The 14,981-nt window shown below is 66.8% G+C and carries 16 protein-coding genes; 13 read left to right on the top strand and 3 right to left on the bottom strand.

Going from position 1 to position 14,981, the window contains the following annotated elements; all coding sequences use genetic code 11:
- Nucleotides 1-151 precede the first annotated feature (151 nt).
- The gene (locus tag ACWF4Z_RS12945; protein WP_452243189.1) at nucleotides 152-568 is read left to right on the top strand and encodes a hypothetical protein; all 417 of its coding nucleotides are present in this window, start codon (nucleotides 152-154) and stop codon (nucleotides 566-568) included.
- On the opposite strand, the gene ACWF4Z_RS12940 is transcribed toward ACWF4Z_RS12945, so the two are convergent.
- A complete protein-coding gene (locus ACWF4Z_RS12940) occupies nucleotides 552-1,019 on the bottom strand; it encodes an organic hydroperoxide resistance protein (RefSeq protein WP_452243188.1) in 468 nt (155 codons plus the stop codon). The genes ACWF4Z_RS12945 and ACWF4Z_RS12940 overlap by 17 nt on opposite strands.
- A gap of 274 nt (nucleotides 1,020-1,293) precedes the next feature.
- Between ACWF4Z_RS12940 and ACWF4Z_RS12935 the strand changes: the two genes are divergently transcribed.
- From ACWF4Z_RS12935 to ACWF4Z_RS12905, 7 genes are all read left to right on the top strand, one after another.
- On the top strand, nucleotides 1,294-2,142 hold the full coding sequence (locus ACWF4Z_RS12935; protein ID WP_452243187.1) for a hypothetical protein: 849 nt from the start codon (nucleotides 1,294-1,296) through the stop codon (nucleotides 2,140-2,142).
- A gap of 184 nt (nucleotides 2,143-2,326) precedes the next feature.
- Nucleotides 2,327-3,952, top strand: a complete 1,626-nt coding sequence (locus ACWF4Z_RS12930) for a sugar ABC transporter substrate-binding protein (RefSeq protein WP_452243186.1) — start codon at nucleotides 2,327-2,329, stop codon at nucleotides 3,950-3,952.
- 3 nt (nucleotides 3,953-3,955) lie between these two features.
- On the top strand, nucleotides 3,956-4,912 hold the full coding sequence (locus tag ACWF4Z_RS12925) for an ABC transporter permease (protein WP_452243185.1): 957 nt from the start codon (nucleotides 3,956-3,958) through the stop codon (nucleotides 4,910-4,912).
- Nucleotides 4,909-5,784, top strand: a complete 876-nt coding sequence (locus tag ACWF4Z_RS12920) for a carbohydrate ABC transporter permease (RefSeq protein ID WP_452243184.1) — start codon at nucleotides 4,909-4,911, stop codon at nucleotides 5,782-5,784. Before ACWF4Z_RS12925 ends, ACWF4Z_RS12920 begins: the two co-directional genes overlap by 4 nt.
- Nucleotides 5,785-5,802: 18 nt before the next feature.
- Nucleotides 5,803-6,801 carry a LacI family DNA-binding transcriptional regulator gene (locus ACWF4Z_RS12915; protein ID WP_452243183.1) on the top strand — a complete coding sequence of 333 codons (999 nt, stop codon included), beginning with the start codon at nucleotides 5,803-5,805 and terminating at the stop codon, nucleotides 6,799-6,801.
- Between the two features lie 10 nt (nucleotides 6,802-6,811).
- Nucleotides 6,812-8,281, top strand: a complete 1,470-nt coding sequence (locus ACWF4Z_RS12910; protein WP_452243182.1) for an arylsulfatase — start codon at nucleotides 6,812-6,814, stop codon at nucleotides 8,279-8,281.
- A 371-nt stretch (nucleotides 8,282-8,652) separates the two neighbouring features.
- Nucleotides 8,653-9,189, top strand: a complete 537-nt coding sequence (locus tag ACWF4Z_RS12905) for a molybdenum cofactor biosysynthesis protein (RefSeq protein ID WP_452243181.1) — start codon at nucleotides 8,653-8,655, stop codon at nucleotides 9,187-9,189.
- A gap of 30 nt (nucleotides 9,190-9,219) precedes the next feature.
- Here the strand turns inward: ACWF4Z_RS12905 and ACWF4Z_RS12900 are convergent, their stop codons facing one another.
- Nucleotides 9,220-9,414, bottom strand: coding sequence for a hypothetical protein (locus tag ACWF4Z_RS12900; protein ID WP_452243180.1), 195 nt, complete (start codon nucleotides 9,412-9,414; stop codon nucleotides 9,220-9,222).
- Between ACWF4Z_RS12900 and ACWF4Z_RS12895 the strand changes: the two genes are divergently transcribed.
- A complete protein-coding gene (locus ACWF4Z_RS12895; protein WP_452243316.1) occupies nucleotides 9,413-9,907 on the top strand; it encodes a class E sortase in 495 nt (164 codons plus the stop codon). The genes ACWF4Z_RS12900 and ACWF4Z_RS12895 overlap by 2 nt on opposite strands.
- Here ACWF4Z_RS12895 and ACWF4Z_RS12890 read toward each other — a convergent pair whose 3' ends face one another.
- Complete coding sequence (locus ACWF4Z_RS12890) at nucleotides 9,908-10,330, bottom strand: hypothetical protein (RefSeq protein WP_452243179.1); 423 nt, start codon at nucleotides 10,328-10,330, stop codon at nucleotides 9,908-9,910.
- Nucleotides 10,331-10,432: 102 nt separating this feature from the next.
- Between ACWF4Z_RS12890 and ACWF4Z_RS12885 the strand changes: the two genes are divergently transcribed.
- The 4 genes from ACWF4Z_RS12885 (at nucleotide 10,433) to ACWF4Z_RS12870 (ending at nucleotide 14,980) form a co-directional block, all read left to right on the top strand.
- Nucleotides 10,433-11,257, top strand: a complete 825-nt coding sequence (locus tag ACWF4Z_RS12885) for a class I SAM-dependent methyltransferase (RefSeq protein WP_452243178.1) — start codon at nucleotides 10,433-10,435, stop codon at nucleotides 11,255-11,257.
- Nucleotides 11,258-11,438: 181 nt separating this feature from the next.
- Nucleotides 11,439-12,683 carry a neutral zinc metallopeptidase gene (locus ACWF4Z_RS12880; RefSeq protein WP_452243177.1) on the top strand — a complete coding sequence of 415 codons (1,245 nt, stop codon included), beginning with the start codon at nucleotides 11,439-11,441 and terminating at the stop codon, nucleotides 12,681-12,683.
- Nucleotides 12,684-12,713: 30 nt separating this feature from the next.
- The gene (locus ACWF4Z_RS12875; protein ID WP_452243176.1) at nucleotides 12,714-14,051 is read left to right on the top strand and encodes a neutral zinc metallopeptidase; all 1,338 of its coding nucleotides are present in this window, start codon (nucleotides 12,714-12,716) and stop codon (nucleotides 14,049-14,051) included.
- 65 nt (nucleotides 14,052-14,116) lie between these two features.
- A complete protein-coding gene (locus tag ACWF4Z_RS12870) occupies nucleotides 14,117-14,980 on the top strand; it encodes a neutral zinc metallopeptidase (protein ID WP_452243175.1) in 864 nt (287 codons plus the stop codon).
- Nucleotide 14,981 lies beyond the last annotated feature (1 nt).

Genomic DNA, 14,981 nt, shown 5'->3' with positions numbered 1-14,981 from the left:
ACCCTGACCGTCGGAGAAAGTTCACCCCCGCCGACCGTTGAGATCCACCTGAAACGTTTCCCTCAGACCACACCGAACGACGCAAAAGTTGCCCCCGGCACGTTCAGCTATTTGCATGGCGTGGGTCACAGGGGTGCGCGACACTCGTCGTATGACCAGGTGGGGGATTGGCAGGGGCGAGGGTGCGTGGGAACGGTCGTTCGGTGAGCGGCCGTGGGACGAGATCAGAGAGTTCCTGGGTGGGATGGCGGCGAAGTATCCGCGCTTCCAGTATCTGGTGGACGTGATCGACAGCGTCCTCGAGTGTGGAGCGGATGCGGAGCTGGCTGCTGGTACGTCGATGCACGATCTGGTGGTGGTGCCGCGGCCGGTGCCCTCAAGCGTGCGTGAGGTGATCTACGTGCGGGCGCCTGGTTCTCTGAGACCGGCCGCCAAGGCGGGGCTGGTTCGGATCGAGCATCTGGCCACCACCGGGTACGACGAGGTGGTCGAGCGGCCGGTCTCGGAGGCTGTTCCGTTGTTCTGGCGGTTCGTGATCGAGAAGTACGGGGTCAGGCCACGGCCGTAGATTGTTCGACGGGGGTGCCGTCTACGGTGAGGGTGAGGGGGATGTTGCCTCGGGTGGCGTTGGAGTAGGGGCAGCGTTGTTCGGCTCGGAGCATCAGGTCGGCGGCCTCCTCCGGGGTGAGGTTGGGGGCGTGGAGGTCGAGGGTGACGGCCAGGCCGAAGCCGCCGTGGCCGGTGGGGCCGATGTCGACGCGCGACTTGATGACGGAGTCGGTGGCGTTGAGTTTGCGGCCCTGGGCGATGCCGAGGAGGGCGGACTGGAAGCAGGCGGCGTACCCGACCGCGAAGAGCTCTTCGGGATTGGTGCCGGGGCCGCTGTCGCCGCCCATGTCGGCGGGGACGGACAGATCGACGTCCAGATGGCCGTCGGCGGTGCGGCCGTGACCGGCTCGCCCGCCCTCCACGGTCGCCTCGGCGGTGTACAGGACCTTGCTCAGCGGTTCGGCCGACATTCTGTGTCCTTTCGCGTGGTTGGGCTCACTGTCGAGCATGCCCCACAAGCCCAACCCAGACCTGCCCGCTAGCAGGTAATACTGCCGTTGGGGACACAGTTGTGCGGAGGCCGGGTCCGCGGCGGATCAACCATTGACACGGCGGGCGTGGGGTGAATACCAGTCGGTCGAATGGTTGTGCGGGGCCCGGAGATCCCTTCATACTGCTCTAACCGCCGTCGGCGGTCTGTGGGGGCAGTACTGGGGTTCAAAAGGGGAAAATGGGGGGCTTGCTATGCATGCCTGGAAGTTACTTCGTGCTGTGCTGGCAACGGGGATTGCCGGTGCGACTGTAGTTGCGGCGGGGCTCACCGCCAGCGCCGCGCCGCCGAGCAGCGCGATCGAGGTCGGTACGACATCGGTCGCGGCCGGTCAGACCTTCACCGTCACGCAGACGGTGTACAACGACCGCGACTTCACGATCATCGGTGGCAAGGCCGGCCTGTACGCCAAGGAAACGTCGCTTCCGGACCTCGTCGACCTGGTGTCGTGCCCGGGCGCGTTCGCGTGTGACACCTTGGGAATCAGCGTCCGCGGTGGCGTCGGCGACATTCCGCCGGGTGGGTCCGCGACGGTCGTCTTCACCTTCCGGGTGAAGGCGGACGCGACGCCGCAGACGATCACGCTGCAGCACCAGTTCATCGGTGAGAACTACTCGTTCGAGACGTTCGACGGACCGACTCTCGACATCACCGCGCCGCCGGCCGATATCGCGGTGACGCTGGCAGCGTCGGTGCGGCCCGGTGTGAGCTCGCGGATCTCCTACACGGTGACGATCAAGAACAACGGCCCGGAAGACGCGACCGGCGTGCGGGTGGTCGGCACGTTCCCGAGCAAGCTCGTGTACGCCGGGGGCACGTGTGCGCGGGTGGGGTCGACGCGGAACGTGAACTGTGATGTCGCATCGCTGGCCAGTGGCGCGAGTACGACCCGGACGTTCGCGGCCGATGCCGGTCTGCTGATCGTCGGACAGTTGCTGGCGACGGCCGAGCGGACGGCGAGTTCGCCGTCCGACCCGGTCGCGGCCAACGACACGGCGAGCAAGACCTGTACCGCGCTCACCAGCCTGGTGCTGCGGTGCTGACGACGTACTGACGTAAGACCGGCCGGCGGCCGCGGGTTCCTCGAGAGCCCGCGGCCGCCGGTCTTTTGTGCGCCCGACCAGCAAATGTGGGCGATGCCTTGCATCGGAGGTCGGCCGAGGTTTACGGTCCGGGTTAACGTTTAAGTGTGTGTTAGTGAGCACTTGTTCATGACTTGGAGCAGCTATGATCAATCGGCGGCGATTCCTGCAGGTGACCGGTGCCGCGGTGATTGCCGGCCCCACGCTGGCAGCCTGCGGTGACGGTGGTACGGCGAACGGTGGCGCGAAGGCATCGAGTGACCTCACTCTGCCGACGTACAAACCCTTCGGAGGCCTGCACCCGGACCTGCCAGGGGCGGAGTCCGGGCTCGAGCCCGGGTTCCTCAAGTTCCCGTCGGACGCGATCGCGAGCGTGCAGCGGCCGCCGCTGAAGAACGCGGTGACCGCGCTGACCGAGACGTTCGCGACGCCGCCGCCGCCGATGGGCAGCAACGCGATGTGGCAGTCGCTGAACCAGGCGCTCGGCGCCGAGCTCAAGCTCACCATCGGCACCGATCCCGGCTACCCGGAGAAGTTCGCGACGCACCTGGCCAGTGACGCACTCCCGGACCTGATGTGGCTGCCGCCGAACCAGGGCATCCCGAATATCGGGCCGATGCTCGAGGCGAAGTTCCAGGACCTCACCAAGTACCTGTCGGGCGACGCCGTCCTGGAGTATCCGAACCTGGCGGCGCTCAAGCCGGCCTCGTGGCGGACGGCGGTTGTCAACGGCAAGATCTGGGGTGCGCCGATCCCGTCCACGCCGTTCGGGCAGGTGATGATGGGCAATCCGAAGACCTGGGCGAAGGTCGGCGGGCTGCAGTGCTCGACGGCCGACGAGTTCTTTGCCAAGTGCAAGGAGTTGACGAGCGGCACCAACTACGCGCTCGAGCCCGCGATCATCAATATGCTGCACATGTTCGGCGAATGGTTCGGTGCCCCGAACTCGTGGCGCGTGAACCAGGACCGCTCGCTGACCCACCTGTACGAGACCGACAACTACCGGGCCGCGGTCGAGTACGCCGCGAAGCTCTGGGCAGCGAAAGTCTTCTACCCCGACCTCAACCTGGCCGACGCGACCCCGAAGACCGTGAACGGCCAGATCGCCGCGCAGGTCGTGGTCGGGCCCCGCGCGACCGCGGACTTCCGGGCGCTGGACCCGACGCTGTTTGTCGACACGATGATCCCGTTCGGCCATGACGGCAAGGCGAAGCCGGTCTACGACATGGGCTACGGGACGGTCGGCTTCACGCCGTTCAAGAAGACCGACGAGGGCCGGATCCGCGAGCTGCTCGCGTTGATGGACTACCTGTCCGCGCCGTTCGGTACGAAGGAGTACCTGGTCAAGAACTTCGGCGTCGAAGGGCAGCAGTACCAGCTCGACGCGCAGAAGAATCCGGTACTGACCAAGGCCGGCACCCAGCAGGCGCCCGGCCTGGTCAGCGCCCTGCAGATCATGAACGCGCCGGAGAGCGTGATCTTCAACCCGGCGTACCCGGACGACACCCGCAAGATCTACGCCACCGAGCAGAAGCTGCTTGAACACGCGATGCGCAACCCGACCGCCGGCACGTACTCCGACACCAGCAGCAAGCTCAGCCCCAAGCTGACCGCGGCCTTCCGCGACACGATCGTCGACATCGTCACCGGCCGGCAGAAGATCTCGGCGTACGACGAAGCACTCAAGCGGTTCAAGTCCGGCGGCGGCGACAAGATGGCCGCCGAATTCGCGGCGGTGCTGCCGTCGAGTGTCCCGGTCACCGGGTCCTGATCGATGCTGAAGAAGTCGTCGTCACCCCAGCGCGTCAAGACCGGACTGCCGTTCGCGGCGAAGTGGCGCCGGGACTGGCAGATGGTGTTGCTGATGATCCCCGGTGTCGTGTTCCTGCTGGTGTTCTTCTACCTCCCGGTGATCGGGAACGTCGTCGCGTTCCAGGACTTCCAGCCGTACCTCGGCATCATGCACAGCGAGTGGAACGGTCTGCAGAACTTCGTCAACCTGTACGACAACCCGGACTTCTGGGACGCGTTGCGCAACACCTTGGTGCTGGCCGGCGTGCAGTTGCTGCTGTTCTTCCCGGTGCCGATCGGGCTGGCGTTGATCGTCGATTCGCTGGTGAGCAACAGGTTCCGGCGGTGGTTCCAGACGATCGCCTACCTGCCGCACTTCCTGTCCTGGGTGCTTGTGGTCACGCTCTTCCAGCAGTCGCTCGGCGGTGCGGGGTTCATCAACAATCTGCTCAGGCATGTGGGGATGGACCCGATCCCGTTCATGACGAACCCGGACACCTTCCCGCTGCTCGTCGTCGCCCAGCTGATCTGGAAGGACGCGGGCTGGGCGATGATCATCTTCCTGGCCGCACTGACGACCGTGGATGTCGCACTGTACGAGGCGGCCGCGGCCGATGGCGCCGGCCGCTGGCGAAGGCTCTGGCACATCACGTTGCCGTCCCTGCGGACCGTCATCGTGCTGCTGCTGATCCTGCGGATCGGCGACATTCTCAGCGTCGGGTTCGAGCAGTTCATCCTGCAGCGGGATTCGGTCGGGCCGGGGGCGGCCGAAGTACTCGACACCTTCACCTACTACGCAGGCGTAGTCGGCGGGGACTGGAGCAGCGGCGCCGCGGCCGGACTGGCCAAAGGTGTGGTCGGGGCCTTGCTGCTCTGGGGTGCGAACTCGCTGGCACATCGGCTCGGTGAGCCGGGCATCTTCCAAAGGCGCGGCGCATGAGACCTATCTGGAAAGAACGTCCTTCTCCTGGATATCAGGCGATCAAGGCTCTGGTACTCGGCGGCTTCGCGCTCGTGATCGTCGTACCGATCCTGGTGGTGATCTCGACATCTCTGGCCAGCGATCGCGACATCATCGACGCGGGCGGGTATGTGTTGTGGCCGTCGCATCCGACCGTGAAGGCGTACCTGACCTTGTTCAGCGGCGGGCTGATGGGCCGGGCGATCCTGGTCAGTGTCTTCGTCACGATCGTCGGTACGGCGATTGCCCTCGCCGTCACCATCGCGCTGGCCTATGCGACCTCGCGACCCGTGCTGTTCGGTCGGCCGGTGTTGTTGATGGTCCTGTTCACGCTGCTGTTCGCGCCGGGGATCATCCCGATGTTCCTGGTGGTGAAGCAACTCGGACTGCTCGACAGCCTGTGGTCGCTGATCCTGCCGGGTGCACTCGGCGCGTTCAACTTCGTTGTCCTGCGCACCTTCTTCATGAATGTGCCGGGTGAGTTGCTGGAGAGCGCGCGGATCGACGGTGCGAGCGACCTCACCATCCTGCGGCGGATCGTGATGCCGTTGTCGAAGGCGGTGATCGCGGTCGTCGGCCTGTTCTACGCGGTCGGGTTCTGGAACGCGTTCTTCAACGCGCTGCTGTACCTGAACGACACGTCGAAGTGGCCGGTCCAGGTGATCCTGCGGACCTACGTCCTGCAGGGCAAGTCGTTGTCGGCGGACCAACTCGGGGTGGAACCGCTGCCGCAACCACAGTCGCTGCAGATGGCCGTCGTGGTGGTCGCACTCGTGCCGATCGCGCTGGTGTATCCGTTCCTGCAGCGACACTTCACCAAGGGCGTCATCACCGGTGCCGTCAAGGGGTGATCTGAGAGAATCGACGGCATGACCGGCCAGACGCAGGACCGTCCGACCCTTCGGATGGTGGCGAAGGAAGCGGGGGTCTCGGTCGCGACCGTCTCCTACGTGCTGTCGGGGCGGCATCGCAGTCACACGATCAAGGACTCGACCGCGGACCGGGTCCGCGAGGTGGCGTCGCGGCTCGGGTACCGCCGCAACGACGCGGCTCGCGCGATCCGCACCGGCAAGTCCGACCTGGTCCTGCTGTCGCTGAGCGTGCTGGCCGATCCGTGGTCGCAGGCGGTGGCGGAGACCGTGAGTACGGCGGTCAGTCCGCTGGCCAAGACCGCGCTGATCGTTGCCGACGGCGACTGGCGGACCGTGCTCTCGAACCGTACGCCCGACGTGATCTTCATCGACAGCGTCAGCAAGGATCCGGAGCAGATCGCCGAGCTCGAGGCGTTTGCGGCTCAGGGTGTGCAGATCGTCGCGTTCAGCGAGACGTTGGAGCCGCGAGGTTTCGACGTGATCCGTTCCGGCGCCGAGCCGCGGTGTCACCTCGCCGTCGAGCACCTGCTCGAGCATCACGACCGGGTCGGTGCGCTTACCTCGCGGACCTCCGGCTTCGCCCGGTACGACGCCTATGTGAACTCGCTGCGCGCCGCCGGTCAGCCGATCCGCCCGGAGGATGTCGAGATCTTCGAGCAGCATCCAGAAGGCGCCTACCGGGCCGCGATGGCCTTGCTGAGCAAGCCGAATCGCCCGACCGCGCTTTACTGTACGACGGACTTCGCCGCGATCGCCGCTGTCCGGGCAGCGCATCGACTGCGCATCGACGTACCGCGAGACCTCGCCGTGGTCGGGGTCGGTAACACGCCCGAGGGCGAGCATCTGGATCCGTCGCTGTCGACCGTCGGGCCGGTCGGGTTCAACGAGGCGCTGGCGCGGATCATTGTCGGGCGGTTGACAGACCGCGAAGGCGCTCCCGGTGAGGTCTTCGACTTCCCGTGGCAGCTGATTGTCCGGGAGTCGTCCTCCCAGTGAAGAGCACAGAATGAAGCAGCCCAACGTCGTACTGATCTGTGTCGACGAGTGGCGCGGCGACGCGATGTCGTGCGCCGGCCATCCGTACGTCGAGACCCCGCATCTGGACGAGTTGGCGCGATCCGGGGTGCGGTTCAGCAGCGCGTACTCCGCGACGCCGACGTGTGTGCCGGCGCGGGTCGCGTTGTTCACCGGGCAGTCGCAGGAGCGGCACGGACGCGTCGGGTACACCGACGGCGTTCCCTTCGAGGCGGCGCATCCGGTGACGATCCAGGGTGAGTTCAAGCGGGCCGGCTATCACACGCAGGCGATCGGGAAGATGCACGTCTGGCCGGAGCGGGCGCGGCTCGGGTTCGACGACGTCGTACTGCATGACGGGTTTCTGCATCACTCGCGGCGGTCGCATCGCCAGCAGTTCGGGTTCTTCGACGACTACGTGCCGTGGTTGCGGCGGCAGCCTGGAGTCTCGCCGGACGCGGACTACTTCGATCATGGGGTGAACTGCAACTCGGTCGTCGCGCGGCCCTGGGACAAGGCCGAGGAGTTGCATCCGACGCAATGGGTCGGGACGCAGACGATCGAGTGGCTGTACCGGCGGGATCCGACCAAGCCGTTCTTTCTGTACTTGTCGTTTCATCGGCCGCATCCGCCGTACGATCCGCCGGCGTGGGCCTTCGACCGGTACGACGCGTTGCCGCCGTACGAGCGGGTGTTGGGGGACTGGGAGAGCGACTGGGACGAGTTCCGGCAGGACGGGGACTACCAGGCGATGATCGGGGATCTGCCGGATCGCGTCGTGCATCGGGCCCGGGCCGGGTACTACGGGTTGATGGCGCAGCTCGACCTGCAGCTCAACCGGATCCGGGAGGCGCTGGCCGACTTCGGGGTCTTCGACGACACGATCTTCGCGTTCGTCTCCGACCACGGCGAGATGATGGGCGACCATCGGATGTTCCGGAAGTCGGTGCCGTACGAGGGATCCGCGCGGGTGCCGTTCATCGTGGCGGATCGAGCCTCTGCCGGGGCCTCGCGGGGTGAGGTCGTGGATCACGTGGTCGAGTTGCGGGACGTGATGCCTACGCTGCTCGAGCTGGCCGGGGTGCCGATTCCGGAGTCGGTGGATGGGGCGTCGTTGGCGCCGTACCTGCGTGGTGCTGCGGAGCCGGTTCGTGAGTGGTTGCACGGTGAGCACGTGTACTGGGATCAGTCGTTGCAGTGGGTCACGGACGGGAAGGTCAAGTACGTCTGGGGATCGGCTCGGGGTGTTGAGCAACTGTTCGACCTGGTCGCGGATCCGGGGGAGCTGCACAACCTGGTGCACGAGCGGCCCGAGCTGCGGCAGGTGTGGCGGGACCGGTTGATCCAGGACCTGACCGGCCGCGAAGAAGGGTTTGTTGCTGACGGCAATTTGGTGGTCGGGCGACCTGTCCGTCCGATCCTGAGTCACGCGAGGGAGAGAGTTGCACGCGCCGCCGAGTGATTTCTGCGAGCCGGTTGAACTCGAGCGGCTACACGGCTCTTCTGTCGTTTCCGCGGGCCGGGTGTGCAGCTGAACGCCGCTTGGTGGGCGAGCGGACCGGCACCACTCACAAACCAGACCGTTGAGCACCTGTCCACGCTCACGACCTTGCCCAGCAGGGGCCGGGTCACCCGTTGATGAGTGGCTGGGGTCCGCCCGGGCCGATCCCCAGGCCATCACAATCGCCACCGAACCCAGCCGCCACGCCTGGCACCCGTCCGACCGACAGATTGTGATGGCCTGGAGCTCTGGCGGAGCCGGATCCGCGGCGGGTGGAGTTCTTCCGCCTGCTCGACCCGCTCACTTGGGGCTGAACGTCGTACCGTAGTCCGGTGGAGGTCGAGATCGTCGCGCTGATGGTCTCGAAGGTGCATGCCTTCGAGGGACGGCCGCAGGACGGTCCGCGGGCGGATCCGGAGCCGGTCGGGCGGGCGGAGATCGAGATTCGCGCCGGGTTGGGGATCGTTGGCGATCGCTACTTCGGGCAGGCCGTGCACCGGAACGCTGCGATCACCTTCGTGGACGCTGCGTCGCTTGATCAGTTGGCTCGTGATCTGGACCTGTCGGTGGTGCCCGATCCCCTGCTGATGCGCCGCAACATCGTGCTCCGGGGGTTCCCGATCGACGAGTTGGCCGCTCACCGTGGGCCTGATGGGTCTCGCGTGGCTGGGCGTCGGTTCAGCGTGGACTCTGGCGCGGGACCGATCACGTTTCAGGCGAATCGGCCGGCCAATCCGTGTGCGTGGATGGACGTCGCGCTGGCGCCCGGGGCGTTCAAGGCGCTGCGCGGGCACGGCGGGATCCGGACGACGCCGTTGACGTCGGGCATGCTTCGGGTGGGGGCAGCGACGCTCACCGTGCTGGACTGAGCGTTTTCGGGCAGCTTTCGGTTCGGCGGCTTACCGTCGTCGGGTGAGGCTGGTTGGTGTGGTCGTGCTGTTCGTTGGGCTGGTCGGGTGCAGCGATGCGTCGCCAACCAGCTCGCCTTCGCCTGCACCGACGACCTCAACCCCCAGGCCGTCGATCGTCGATCCGTCGACGCCCAGCCCCTCGAAGCCAACCTCGCCGCGGCCGGTGTCCGGTCCGGTGAGCATGACGATCCCGGCGATCGGAGTGCGCGGACTGCAGGTGGTGGCCTACACAGGTACGGCGGACGACCGGCCCGGGACCGTGATCCAAAACCGCGGTGTCGCGGCAAGCCCCCGCGGCCGCGCCGGTGGAGTAGGACCCGGTGAGATCGGGAACTTCATCATCACCGGCCACCGCGTCAGCCACGGCCGCCCGCTCGAACGCGCTCCCGAGCTGAAGAACGGCGACCACGTGCTGATCACCGCGGGCGGAACCGTCTACGACTATGTCGTCTCCCGGACGATGACGATCTCGTTCCGCAAGCCCGCCGAGAAGGCCCAGCAGAATGCGCCTGTCCCCGGGCATCCCGGCGTACCGCTGACCCAGGCGATGCTGACCATCTCCACCTGCGCCACCCCGGAGGACCACGCCGCCGGCAACTACTGGCACGACGCGCTCGGCAACCCCGAACACCGGATCAACAAGATCGCCACCCTGGTGGCGACCCGTCGAGCCTGACTACTTGCGGCCGAATTTCCACCACTTGGGTTTGTTCATCTTGATCTCGTCGGGCTCCATCGGGGGTGGGACCGGTGGGCGGGACTCCTCGGTGAGGAAGTTGCCGGACTCGGTGTCGTACGGCGTGACTCCGAGGCGGCGGCTGATCTCCATCACGACCGGGATCGAGCGGGGACCGTCGTTCAGGTAGAAGGTGATGTCGCGGACCTCGACTCCCTTGCCGATGGTCATCTCGACGTCGTACTCCGGGCCGCGCAGCGTCAGCCAGGACGGCTTGCTCGTGTCAACGTCCGGCACCACCGCTCGGACCACTTCCACCACGTCGGCCGTCGATCCCACCGAGGGTGGTTCGTAGCCGTCCGGCATGTCGTCGAGGCGACGTACGCCCCCTGGTCCGCGCACCGCATAAACAGCCCAGCTCATGCCCCCAGCATCCCCTACAACCCGCACGGACAACAGGCGGGCGACAGGGTAGTCAGCCGAAAACCAGGTGTGCGCGGAATTTTCGGCGCTCACAGTGATGGCATGACTGAACTTGATCCCTTGATCCGGACCTTCTACCGGGACCGGTATGTGGAGGACGACCGGTTGAGCCGCTCCGGGCACGGGCGGTTGGAGTTCCTTCGGACGCAGGAGTTGCTGCGGCGATGGTTGCCTCCGGCGTCCGTCGTACTCGATGTCGGTGGTGCGACCGGCGTCCATGCGCGGTGGCTGGCCGCGGACGGTCATCAGGTCACGTTGGTGGATCCAATCGTCGAGCACGTTGAACAGGCCGCCGCCGTCGGCACCTTCGCCGCCGTCGTGGGTGATGCCCGCCGGCTCGAGCAAACCGACGCCAGTGTCGACGTGACGCTCCTGCTCGGCCCGCTCTATCACCTGGTCGACGCGGCCGACCGCGCGCAGGCTCTGTCCGAGGCGGTCCGGGTGACCCGGCCCGGTGGCCTCGTCGTTGCCGCGGCGATCAGCCGGTACAGCGGCCTGCTCGAAGCCGGGGGCGCCGGGCTGCTGACGGAGGAGAACGAGTCGGAGTTCACCGACGCGCTCACGACCGGCCGGAATTACGACGACCCGAACGGCTTCACGAACGCCTACTTCCACCATGCCGACGAGCTGGCCGCCGAGTTCGCCGCTGCGGGCCTGACCGACATCGACGTCCTGGGTGTCGAGGGTCCGTCGGCTCCGGCGCTGGACGCGGTCAGCTCGGACCAGGTCGACGGCCTGCTCCCCGCCGCCCTCCGAGCCGCCCGGATCCTCGAAGCAGATCCACGCCTGATGTCGGCCAGTCCGCACTTCCTGGCCCGTGGCCGACGCGGACCTGCCGTGCGGGCAAACCTGTCCAGGCCGGTATAACGGGCGATCACACACGGTGACATTCCAGCCCGGAGTGGTAGCGAAACGATGTCAATAGCTGCAACCCGGTATCCGCGCGCGTGACGCAGGCCTTAGCATCCCGTTGGTTCGGGACAGGGGGCATCCCGATTTTCAGTGGGTGGGACCGGTGGAATCCGGTACTGGGGAGAAGCGGGGAAGTATGGCGGACAAGTCGGTGCCCAAGCCTGGGCATTTCCTACCAGGCGGCGAAGGCGAGCAGGGCGCGAACGACAAGACCGGACCGGCCGCGGCCGGCCCGGTTGCGGGGCCGACCCCGCGCCTGACCAGCGGCGGTACGACGCCCTTGGCCGCGCCGACGCCGCGGTTGGGTGGGGACGCGCCGCCGGCGGCGCCGCAGCTGTCCGGTTCGCGGATCGACCCGAAGCGGACCACGCTGACCGGGAGCCGGCTGGGCCCGCCGCCACCGGATGACCCGGGGGCCGCGGCGTACCGGGCCGTCTTCCACCCGGATCCGATCCCGTTCATTCCGAAGAAGCGCTCGAAGCTGCTGATCGTGGGCGCCGTCGTTCTGGCGCTCGTGGTCGTCGGTGGCGGTGTCGTGGCGGCCGCCAAGGTGCTGACGTTGACGGAAGGCGATGCCGGCGGCCCGATCGGGGGTACGCCGTCGGTCGGCGCGACCGGCGAGCCGACCAAGAAGCCGGCCGGCAAGGCGACACCCGACGCCGACATCGTCGCGAAGAACCCGTTCTACGCGGCCGGCAAGCTGCCGGTGGTCAAGTGCGCGGAGCCGGCGTACAAGCCGACCTCGAAGGAGAACGTCCACTCGTACTACGAGAGCCTGATCGCCTGCATGGACACGGCGTGGAAGCCGCTGGTCGAGAAGGCCGGGTTCGAGTTCCGCTCGCCGCGGCTGATCGTCTTCGACGACGGTGACGAGACCGCATGCGGCTTCCAGAAGAAGGTCGCGTCGTACTGTCAGGACGACCAGGGCGGCAGCGTCACGATGCCGTGGCAGGAGCTGATGGACCAGTACCCGAAGAACAAGGTGGCGACCCGGGCGGACATGGCCCAGACGCTCGGATTCGTGTACGGCGCCCACCTGCAGAACCTGGTCGGGATCTTCGACGCCTCCGACAACCTGCGCGCCACCGCGGCGGGCAAGGCCGGCCAGCTGGAGCAGGACCGGCGCGCGGCGCTGCAGGCGAACTGCTTCTCGGCGGTCTTCTTCGGCGCGGCCAAGGCCAGCTTCCCGCTGCGCGGTGACCTGCTCAAGCAGTGGAACTGGCAGGTCGCGCACGGCGGCGACGAGAACTCCAGCGAGAAGGTCAAGGTCCACGACCACGGCTCCGCCGCGAGTCTGACCTGGTGGGTGAACCGGGGCTTCGCCAGCGTGGATCCCACCACCTGCAACACTTTCGTGGCACCAGCCGCCAAGGTCAGCTGACCAGGATTCAGCCGATGGAGACGAGGACCGATGCCTGAGGAGAACGCCGACGGTGCCGCCGCTGGCGGATCCAACGGAAACGCCGGTACGCCGGAAACCTCGCCGACCCCGGGTCACTTCCTGCCGGGCAACTCCGGCGACGTCCTGACCGACGCGGCTCGTACCGGGCTCAACCGGCCCCAGCCGCTCGAGCTCGGCAAGGCACGCGACGTCTCCGCGATCGACCAGGGGCTGAAACGGAAGGCGCGGCCGCTGCCGAACGATCCCGACGCGATCAGCGAGTACAGCGGACCCCCGGCGGCACCGCTGACGAGCGCCCCGCCGGCTCCGTTGACCGGCACCCGCCGTACCGGAGGACCCCGGCCGAAGACCGGCTGGCACTCGAACCCGTCCCGCACCGGCGCCCAGTTCACCGCCGAGGCGCCGCCGGTCAAACCCCCACGCCACTACTCCAAGGGCATCATCGCCGCCCTCTCCGCCCTCATCCTGATCATCCTCGCCGGCGCCACCTACGCCGGCTTCAAACTCATCGGCTCCTACGACAACCCGGTAGACAACCCCCTCGCCCGCCCGTCCCTCAAGAACACCGAACCCCCGCCGCCGATCCCGCCCGACCCGACCGTCACGCAGATCGTCCCCGGCATCCCCGACATCGTCCGGCTGCAGCAGAACAAGATCTACACGGCCGGTGTGGTCGCCTCGGTCAGCTGCAAAGAGCCGGCGGTCGTACCGAACTCGCAGTCGCAGATCCTGAACTACTACAAGGCTCTCCTGCCCTGCCTGGACAAGGCCTGGGCTCCTCTGGTGAAGAAGGCGGGCTATACCTTCCGATCGCCGAAGGTGCTGTTGCAGAGCAGCGTCGCGTCGATCAACCCCGACTGCACCGGCGAAGTGGATGTCGCGTTCTACTGCTCGACCGGCGAAGCCATCTACATCAGCTGGAAGGAGGATCTGAAGTTCTACAAGTCGGATCCGACCGCGGCGAAGGTGTGGATGCTGGACACGTTCGCGCACGAGTACGGCCACCACGTCCAGCAGATGACCGAGATGATCACCGCTTCGTTCTCCCGGCAAGGATGGACGAATTCGAAGTCGATGAAGCTGGAGTGGGCCCGCCGCCGGGAGCTCCAGGCGACGTGCTTCAGCGCCGCGTTCCTGGGGGCGAACAAGCAGTCGCTCGGCATGTCCGGCGAGAAGCTCCGCGTCTGGGAGTACGAGACGCAACACAGCGGCGACGAGTACAACCCGAAGAAGATCAAGGACCACGGCTCCCGTAAGAGCCAATGGCTCTGGGCCGGACCGGCCTTCAAGTCCGCGAATCCTGCGTCCTGTAACACGTTTGCCGCGCCTGCTGCCAAGGTCAGCTAGTGATTCGGGTGGGGGTTGTTGCGGTGCTTGGGCTTGGGTTGGGGTTGGTGGCGGGGTGTGGGCAGGTGGACAAGCCGGCTGCTGCGGCGTCTGCTTCGGTGACTCCTACGCCTACGCCGACGCCGACGCCGACGCTGACGCCTACAGCTAGTCCGAGTGAGACGGCTACGGCGACGCCGATTGGTGATGGGGTGGCTGATCTGGCGCTGGATACCGTGCAGAAGAAGCTGTTTGCGGCGGGGAAGGTTCCTGCGGTGCGCTGTGTGTTGCCGCGCCCGGATCTGCGGACGAAGGCCAAGCAGCTCACGTACGCGCGAGCCTTCGTCGCATGCATGAACGCCGCCTGGAAGCCGGTGGTCAACGCGTCCGACATGCCGTTCTCTCCGCCGCAGGTGTTCAACTACGCCAAGCGCAAGCCGGCCGCCACCCCGCAATGCGTAGGCCCGCCACCAGGCATGGACGCCTTCTACAACTCCGATGGAACCACCGCGAAGATCTGCATCTCGACCGACGACTTCCTCGATGCGCAGGGCGACCCGACGCGCAACGTGATCAACTTCGAGCAGTTGCTGGCTCACGAGTACGGGCACCACGTGCAGGAGTCGGTCGGCATTCTCACGGTGTACGGCGACCTGCTGACCGGCAAGTCCGCGAAGGGCCAGCTGGAGGTCGAGCGCCGCAAGGAACTCCAGGCAAGCTGCCTGGGCGCGGCCTTCATGGGCGCCAACCGGAGCACCCTCGGCCTGACCGGCGGCCGTCTCGCAACGTGGCAGCACATCGTCCATCGCGTCGGCGACGAGTCCAACGGTTCCCATGTCCGCGACCACGGCTCCCGCACGAACCACGCCTACTGGACCCTCCAAGCCTTCAAGACCGCGGCTCCCGCCTCCTGCAACACCTTTACCGCGGCCGCCAATCGAGTCAGTTGAG

The sequence above is a fragment of the Kribbella sp. NPDC055071 genome (genome assembly GCF_053608045.1).
Note: the sequence above shows the minus strand (reverse complement) of the source record. Positions and strands in the feature narration are given on the sequence as shown.